This is a genomic window from Pontimicrobium sp. MEBiC06410 (assembly GCF_053601615.1).
This window is the reverse complement of sequence record NZ_JBSHNT010000088.1, coordinates 1-8,447: the sequence shown is the minus strand read 5'-3', so window position 1 is coordinate 8,447 and position 8,447 is coordinate 1. Positions and strand designations below refer to the sequence as shown.

Sequence of the window (8,447 nt, the reverse complement as noted above, 5' to 3'; positions counted from 1 at the left end):
ACTACAACTCCATTTTTATATAAAAATTGAGCCAAGCGATAATGATAATAGCCAGTAGCTTCCATAACTACTAATGCCTTTTTTGGTAAACTTTTTAAAAGTTGTTTAAAACCAGATTCATCATTTTTTAATTCAACATGAGCTTTAGATTTACTGTAAATATCAAATACAGATTTACTAATGTCAATACCATAAATTTTTCTATCTTTAATCATAAGAACTGAATTTTGGAAAGAACAGATGCTACTCACATTTCAACAACTTGAAAACGAGATCTAGGTCTCACAGAACTGAACGAAGTTTAAGTAGTTAAAGGGAGAGGATTATCAATGTTGTCGAAGTCTTAGCTTCACCGTGTATAGTAATCCTTATTTCTCTCTTTTGTTCTTTCTATTTTATTATATAAATTTAGTGAAAGACAAACTTAAGCCGTGTATAATTAATTGCTTTGGTAAGTGCTTATTTGGAAAATTCCTTCGGAATTTTCTCGCATTCGTTTTTGTTTACTAAATTAGTTGCTGAAACACGCAACTAACCATACACAAAACCGTTAGGCACAAGGCGTAAAAACTTCAGAACCAATTTAAAGAGTGAAAGATAAAATTCAAAAATATGATTTCAAAGAAGGACTTCCGCAGGAATTTGAAATTATAGATTTTGACTTACTTTTTAACAAGTTTTCCGAAGAAATAAAAAAACCTCACAGAGCGGAATTTTATCAAATTTTGTGGTTTCAAAATGGCTCACCAACACATTTTGTCGATTTCAAACCAATAAAAATTGAATCGAACTCATTATTATTTGTAAATAAAAATAGCGTTCAAATTTTTGATAATAAAACAAAATTCAATGGAAAAGCATTTTTGTTTACCGACAACTTTTTCTGCAAAACAGAAGATGATACAAAGTTTTTAAGAAGTAGTATTCTGTTCAACGACTTACTTTCCATATCACAGATTCAAATACCCCAGAAAACTTCTATTCTTGAGACTATTTTTCAATTATTGGAAACTGAATTAAAGAATCCTAAAGACAATTATCAATCTGACTTGCTTCGAAACGGTTTGCATAATTTTTTACTGCATTGCGAAAGAGAAAGACGAAAACAAGATTTTATCGAATTAAATAAAGATACCAACCTTGAACAAACATTGCTTTTCAAAACGTTATTAGATGACAATTTCATAACTCACAAAAAGGTTAGTTTTTATTGTCAACAAATGAACATAACACCAAAAAGGCTTAATCAGGCTACTTCTAAAATTTTTGGAAAAACACCTAAAAATATCATTGACGACAGAGTTTTGTTGGAATCAAAAAGATTATTAGCCCATACAAATGAAAGCATCAAAGAAATAGGGTTTTCATTAGGTTTTGAAGAACCTACAAACTTCATTAAATACTTCAAAAAGCATACTGATAAAACACCTGTCGAATTCAGGACAGAATTCAATATGGCGTAAAAGTATCATTCAAAGGACTTTTTTTATCGTTCCTTTTCTTCTTCTTCATTGCAACTTTGCAGTATCAAATTAAAATCAAAAAAATGAAACAGATACTATTAAGTGCAACCGTAGTTTTAGCAATAGGTTTAACTGCTTGCAATGGACAACAAAAAAGTTTAAAAACTAAAAAAGAAGAAAATATGGAAATTTCAAACAAAGAAAAAGTAGTTGCTCTTTTAAAAAGTATAGAAACAGGAGCTCAAGAACCAGTTGGATACATTAACCAAAATACGTATATTCAACACAACCTTGGTGTGGCGGACGGACTTGCAGGCTTTGGAGCATTATTGCAACAGCTTCCGCCGAATTCGGCAAGAGTTAATACGGTAAGAGCGTTTCAAGATGGAGATTTGGTATTCACTCAAACCGATTACAATTTTTTCGGTCCTAAAATTGGATTTGACATTTTTCGATTTGAAAACGGTTTAATTGTAGAACACTGGGACAATCTACAAGAAATACCAGAAAATCCAAACCCAAGTGGGCACACAATGATTGACGGAACAACTGAAATTACGGATTTAGACAAAACCGAAGCTAACAAAGCATTGGTAGAAAACTTCGTAAATGATATTTTGGTAAACGGAAAAATGGAAAAATTGACAGGATATTTTGATGGAGACAATTACATTCAGCACAACCCACAGATTGCAGATGGACTTTCTGGACTTGGAAACGCATTGGAATATATGGCTTCACAAGACATTACTATGAAATATGACAAGGTTCACAAAGTATTGGGAGAAGGGAATTTTGTGTTGGTCGTTAGCGAAGGTTCATTTGCCAACAAGCATACTTCATTTTATGACCTTTTCAGAGTTGAGAAAGGAAAAATTGCAGAACATTGGGATGTTATTGAAACCATTATTCCAAAAAGTGAATGGCTGAACGAAAACGGAAAGTTCTGATAAAAGCCCAGTACCCAACATTGTAAAAACGCAATAGCGACTTTATTGGATATAATAAAATTAAGTAAATATTAACAAAGTCTGTGTCAAACCGAAAACTAAAGACCCTTAAATTTGCTACTGCGTTTATTAGGAGACCGATGCTCAACATTTAGCCAGAACGGCTTCAAGTTAAAATTAGTATTTATTAAAAAAATAGAAATGAAAAAAATAGAAATTGGTTGTTTGATTTTCGCTTTAATCATGTTGTATTCGTGTAAAGATGCACAAAAAGAGAACAATAATAAAGAAACAAAACTTGAAGTAGAGGCAACGAAAACGAACGATTTAAAAATTGATAAATCATTAATTGTTGGGTCTTGGATAGATACTGCTGAATCTGCTTTAAACTTTACGCTATTTGATGATGGTACAGCACGTTCAGATAATATGGCAACATTGATATATAAGAACTGGCAGGTAAACAGCAACAATATAACCTTTACCATTGAGAGTATTGGGAATGGGACTTCTTCTATTGATGATGAGACGTTTGAAATACAAAAACTCGATGAAAACGAAATGATTTTAAAATCAGGAAACAGATTGTTTACATATAAAAAATCAAATGAAAAATTTGAAATTATAAATACAGATGAGTTAACAAAAAAGCTAACTGAAAGTAATAAAAACATATCTGCGAAGGAAGTAATGAAATTATATTACCCCACCGAAAAAGAAACAGGAGAGGGTAATGAAATTATAGAAATTTCTGAAAAAATTGGAGATGACAGAAATACAATCGTAACGTTAATTCACGACAATTTACTAGATGATTCAATAAAGGGAGAAAAATATATACTGGAGCTTAAAAGAGAAAATGACAAATGGATAATTATTTCTCTCAAAAAGAATTGGAAATGCCAGCATGGTCGAGGTCATACTGAATGGGGAATTGAGGTCTGTTCATAATGGTTATGGTCTGTTCAAGACAAAAGTGAAAGATAATAAATTAGCAGTCTGTGCTAAACCCAAAAGGTGTTAATTATAAAACTGCTACTTTGTTTATAAACACCCTTTGTGTTTAATCTTTATGAAAAAATATTTAATATCTGAGAATTTTAAAAACTTAAATAAAATGAAAAAATTAACGCTCCTTTTTATATTTTTTACTCTTCATTTATTAAATATACAGGCTCAAAATAATAGCAAGCAAATGAAGCCTTTCATGAACATAAAGGAAGGCTTGAAAGCTCCAGAGATAAAAGGCGACATAGTTTATAATCCAACATCAATTAACGATATTTCTTTAGAAAACTTGACAGGTAAAGTTGTTATTATTGAGTTTTGGGCGACTTGGTGCGCTCCTTGTATAAAAATGTTTCCCCATATTAATACACTTGCTGATACTTTTAAGAATCAAGATGTTGTTTTCATATCTATTAGTGGAGACAAGGGAGAACAAGCTATATCTAAAATTAAGAGTGTACTTAACAAACACCCACTTAAGACCATTGTTGTTAGTGATAATACTGGGATAACTACTCAAGAGATTTATGGTCCAGTTGCTTTTCCTTCTACAGTCTTAATTGATAAAAGGGGAAACGTTGAGGCAATAACGAACCCAAATATGCTAACGGAAAATGTTATCATAAACATGCTTAATAATAAACCATCTGGATTAAAAGGAGTTTTTATAAAAGAATTATCAAAAGGGAATAACTAGTGCCAACAAAACATATAAATAATAGCGGTTTAATCGCTTAATCTAAAATAAGTTTCAAAATTATACGCGAGTACAAAGCTGAACAGCAAGTGCATAAAAATCTGCTACTATTATTATACGAGAACGTTGGCAGTAAGCTTGAGTCCTCCGAGCAAAAGTTCCTTACGAATTTATAACTTCACCTTTTTCACTCACCACCCTTTCGCCCCAGTCGGAGAGCATATTCAATAACGGAATCAAAGATTTTCCAAATTCAGTCAAGGAATATTCAACTTTCATAGGTGCTTTTTTTACATATACTTTTCTATTAATCAATCCGTCTTTTTCTAATTGTTTTAGTTGTAGACTTAGTGTACGTTCAGTAACCATCATTAATTTTTTTCGCAATTCGCTGTATCTATGCGGAGAAATTGCCAAATACCATAAAATAACGGTTTTCCATTTGCCACCTATATAATCCATAGTTACTGTTGTACTACAAGGGTAAATCTTATCATTTAATTTATATACTTCCATTTTTTTAAAACTAAAGAATGAAGCTATCCATTTGGATAGTTATTGCAAAGTTAAAAAACTATACTTAATATTGCCACTATAATTAGTATAGTATATGAAATATAGTTTTTTAAACGATTATAGTGAAGGTGCTCACCCAAAAATATTAGAAGCATTAGTAAACTCTAATATGTCGCAACAAACTCCCTATGGAGAGGACGAACACTCTGAAAAGGCGAAGGAATTAATCAAAAGTAAAATAGGAAATTCAAATAGTAACGTGTATTTCGTCTCGGGAGGAACACAAGCAAATTTAATAATTGTATCTGCCACATTAAAATCTCACGAATCTGTTATTTCTGTAAATACTGGACATATCATATTAAGAGAAGCAGGAGCAATTGAGGCAACAGGTCATAAAATACATTCGGTATTTAAAACTGATGGGAAACTAACAAAGGAAGATATTAAAGCAGTTCTTGAAGAACATGATTTTGGAGCTCATGTTGTAAAACCAAAAATGGTATACATTTCTAACGCCACAGAAATTGGAACTATTTATTCTAAAGCCGAATTAGAGGAATTATCTTCTTTTTGTAAAACAAATGATTTATATCTTTTTTTAGATGGTGCAAGATTAGCCTCAGCATTAACATCTGTAGAAAATGATATGACCTTGACAGATATAGCTAAACTAACTGATGTATTTACCATTGGCGGCACAAAAAGCGGAGCTTTAATTGGAGAAGCTATTATAATTCAAAATGAAAGTATAAAAAAAGATTTTCCATTTCACATAAAACAACGTGGTGCCATGTTATCTAAAGGGCGGATTTTAGGGATTCAGTTTCTGGAGTTATTTAAAGACGATTTACTATTTAGTTTAGCAAAACATTCAAATAAAATGGCAGCAAAACTATCGGAAGCTATAGAAATTAATGGATTCAAACTCTCATCTGAATCTTCAACCAATCAATTATTCCCAATACTTCCAAATGACTTGATTAAGAAATTAGAAAGCAAGTTCGATTTCTATAAATGGAGCAAGGTTGATGAAGATTTTACGGTGCTACGTTTGGTAACTTCTTGGGCAACACAAGAAAATAAAGTGGATAAATTTATTAAAGAATTAAATAATTATTAACCTATGAATATTACTATAAGAAATGCACAAGAAAAAGACTTTCCGCAAATAATTGCCTTAATAAAAGAATTAGCTGTTTATGAAAAAGCAGAAGACCAAGTGGCCAATTCGATTGAACAGATGCGAGCAGAAAAAGATTTTTTTAAATGCTTTGTGGCTGAAACACCAGAGACTAAAGAAATTGTTGGAATGGCATTATACTACTTTGCATACTATACTTGGGTAGGAAAATCATTGTATCTGGACGACTTATATGTGAAACAAACATATAGAGGACATAAAATAGGCACTCAACTTTTGCAAAGATTATTTGAAGTGGCAAAGGCAGAGAAATGTAATAGAGTACGTTGGCAAGTGTTAGATTGGAACGAACCAGCAGTTAGTTTATACAAGAAAATGGGAGCTAAATTAGATTCGGAATGGTATAATTGTGATTTTGATATAAGAGCTATTCAAGAAATAACATTTTAATTAAAAACAATGAAAAAAAAGATAAATTATCAAAACAATATGAATATTGCCTTTGAACATTCAGAAGTGATAAATATTAATAAATTAGTTGCTGAAAATACACAGCCCTGGTTAAACCAAACACTCACTCAAGTAAACGAAAGTGTTGTTAGACTCGGTATTATTGAAGGAGAATACCATTGGCACAAACACGAATTTGAAGATGAATTCTTTTTTGTAATAGAAGGCACATTATATATTGATTTAGAAGATAAAACTATTGAATTAAATCCAAATCAAGGGACGACTATTTCAAAAAATGTAAAACATAGAACAAGGGCACCAAAAAAAGTGGTTATGCTTATGGTAGAAACAAAGCACATTACCGCAACTGGGAATTAAACCCCAACTGCAAACAAAGATGTATATAGTTCATTGATTAGTCAGTTAAAAACAGGGGTTTTCATTGTTGGCAAAATCGAGGTTTCAAAGTATATCATAACCTTATTCTACGCTTTTTTCTTTCTGATTAATATCTTTAAATTTATAAAATGCTGACTTAAGATGTATAATTGCAATAACAGTTTGGGTATTAATTCAATCAGTTTTTACATTTAATTAGGTATTTTGCTATTCCGAAAAGTAGTTGTATTTTAATCCGCTACTGCTCTTGTACGAGCCCGTTAGCCACAAGCAGAAAAAAACGAACTTAACAATGATATTAGATAGAAAAAAACATTGGGAAACAGTTTATGAAACTAAAAATCCAGACCAAGTAAGTTGGACACAAGAAACACCAAAAACCTCACTTGAATTCATACATTCATTCGGACTAAAGAAAACTGCGAAAATAATAGATATTGGCGGTGGCGATAGTAAACTTGTGGATTACCTGCTTGATGAAGGATTTGAAAATGTTAGTGTTCTTGACATTTCTTCTAAATCACTTGAAAAAGCAAAAAACCGACTTGGAGAAAAAGCGAACAAAGTAAATTGGATTGTAAGTGATATTACTGAATTTAACCCAAATATGACTTTTGATGTTTGGCACGACAGAGCAACATTTCATTTTCTCACTACGACCGACCAGATAAAAAAATATATGAAGACCGCAAGAAAATCTGTGAACGGATTCTTGACAATCGGAACCTTTTCACAAAATGGACCTAAAAAATGTAGCGGACTTGAAATAAAACAATATAATGAAGAGGAATTAACATCGGAATTGAAAGATGGTTTTGATAAAATTAAGTGCGTAACAGAAGATCACTTAACGCCTTTTGACACAACGCAGAACTTTTTGTTTTGTAGTTTTAAAAAACAAAAGAACTGAACAAAAAAGCCAGTGGCTAACACAGGTAACCGTTGCACAAGCCTATAATTTCACATAAAATAATTTTCTACAAGCCTCTTTTTAAGAGGCTTTTGTGTTTTTTAAGAGTAAACTAAGTTAAATTTTTAGACCCTTTAAAAAGACGCTTACACGTTGTAAAAACATGTTGTTTTGTTTAATAATAGAAACTTGAGTGCTTGCCTCACTTTTTATAGTTCTATTTATAAATTTCAAATATTTTTTCAAGTTATATGCTATAGCAGACAAGTGCATAACCTTATTTGCTTGCGCTATATCACAGATTACACAATCTGAGGAATCAATATGGTAGGAATAAAAAAGTTGAATGTTCACATGAAGAGTGAGAAGAAGAAGTTACCCTTATTAAATTTGATGATGGCTGGAGAATAAAGAAAAAGAAATAATATTATCTTCCTAAGTACATAAAACGATATCCCTATTACTCGTTTTCAGCACCTTGTTTTTTTTCAAGGTGTTTTTTTATGCTCAATAGCTTGTTGTTTTTACCTTGTAGTCAAGCGTACTATATAAGAACCAAATAAATACTTGAACAGTACCTTTGTGTCGTTTTTTCGCAAGGATTTGCCTGCCTTGCAGTTCCTCCTTGTCAAAAAAGACTCCCACAAAGGTATTTCCTGTCAGCGTATTATTCGTTAATCCTTATATAATACTATGACTAACAATGAACTTAAAAACAAATTACAAGCTATTGCAGACAGTACAGAAAACGCTATTGAAAAACAAGTGGACATGCTATATTTGACAGGACAGTAAGAAGCGAGTTTATATATTTATAAACTTTAATAAAATAACAATGTCAAAACCACGAAATTTTTACACCAAAGAATTTAAACATAAAGCTGTAGAGCTTAGTTATGCAAAAGGA

General features: G+C 31.4%; 9 protein-coding genes and 1 pseudogene. 8 read left to right on the top strand and 2 right to left on the bottom strand.

Annotated elements, in window-relative coordinates; genetic code table 11:
- Positions 1 to 215: pseudogene (locus tag ACVC08_RS00600) on the bottom strand (IS110 family transposase); the annotation flags it as partial.
- A 375-nt stretch (positions 216 to 590) separates the two neighbouring features.
- On the opposite strand from ACVC08_RS00600, the gene ACVC08_RS00595 reads away from it, so the two are divergent.
- From ACVC08_RS00595 to ACVC08_RS00580, 4 genes are all read left to right on the top strand, one after another.
- A complete protein-coding gene (locus tag ACVC08_RS00595) occupies positions 591 to 1,463 on the top strand; it encodes a helix-turn-helix domain-containing protein (RefSeq protein ID WP_452600573.1) in 873 nt (290 codons plus the stop codon).
- 83 nt (positions 1,464 to 1,546) lie between these two features.
- A complete protein-coding gene (locus tag ACVC08_RS00590) occupies positions 1,547 to 2,413 on the top strand; it encodes a nuclear transport factor 2 family protein (RefSeq protein ID WP_452600572.1) in 867 nt (288 codons plus the stop codon).
- Positions 2,414 to 2,614: 201 nt separating this feature from the next.
- Positions 2,615 to 3,364 carry a lipocalin family protein gene (locus ACVC08_RS00585; protein ID WP_452600571.1) on the top strand — a complete coding sequence of 250 codons (750 nt, stop codon included), beginning with the start codon at positions 2,615 to 2,617 and terminating at the stop codon, positions 3,362 to 3,364.
- Positions 3,365 to 3,530: 166 nt separating this feature from the next.
- A complete protein-coding gene (locus ACVC08_RS00580) occupies positions 3,531 to 4,118 on the top strand; it encodes a TlpA family protein disulfide reductase (protein WP_452600570.1) in 588 nt (195 codons plus the stop codon).
- 162 nt (positions 4,119 to 4,280) lie between these two features.
- On the opposite strand, the gene ACVC08_RS00575 is transcribed toward ACVC08_RS00580, so the two are convergent.
- Positions 4,281 to 4,634: a winged helix-turn-helix transcriptional regulator gene (locus ACVC08_RS00575; RefSeq protein WP_452600569.1), complete on the bottom strand. Its 354-nt coding sequence runs from the start codon at positions 4,632 to 4,634 to the stop codon at positions 4,281 to 4,283.
- A gap of 94 nt (positions 4,635 to 4,728) precedes the next feature.
- On the opposite strand from ACVC08_RS00575, the gene ACVC08_RS00570 reads away from it, so the two are divergent.
- The 4 genes from ACVC08_RS00570 (at position 4,729) to ACVC08_RS00555 (ending at position 7,540) form a co-directional block, all read left to right on the top strand.
- Entirely contained in the window at positions 4,729 to 5,757 is a 1,029-nt protein-coding gene (locus tag ACVC08_RS00570) for a threonine aldolase family protein (RefSeq protein WP_452600568.1), read from the top strand.
- A 3-nt stretch (positions 5,758 to 5,760) separates the two neighbouring features.
- On the top strand, positions 5,761 to 6,228 hold the full coding sequence (locus ACVC08_RS00565; protein WP_452600567.1) for an N-acetyltransferase family protein: 468 nt from the start codon (positions 5,761 to 5,763) through the stop codon (positions 6,226 to 6,228).
- 9 nt (positions 6,229 to 6,237) lie between these two features.
- Complete coding sequence (locus ACVC08_RS00560; protein WP_452600566.1) at positions 6,238 to 6,609, top strand: cupin domain-containing protein; 372 nt, start codon at positions 6,238 to 6,240, stop codon at positions 6,607 to 6,609.
- A 313-nt stretch (positions 6,610 to 6,922) separates the two neighbouring features.
- Positions 6,923 to 7,540 carry a class I SAM-dependent methyltransferase gene (locus tag ACVC08_RS00555; protein ID WP_452600565.1) on the top strand — a complete coding sequence of 206 codons (618 nt, stop codon included), beginning with the start codon at positions 6,923 to 6,925 and terminating at the stop codon, positions 7,538 to 7,540.
- Positions 7,541 to 8,447 lie beyond the last annotated feature (907 nt).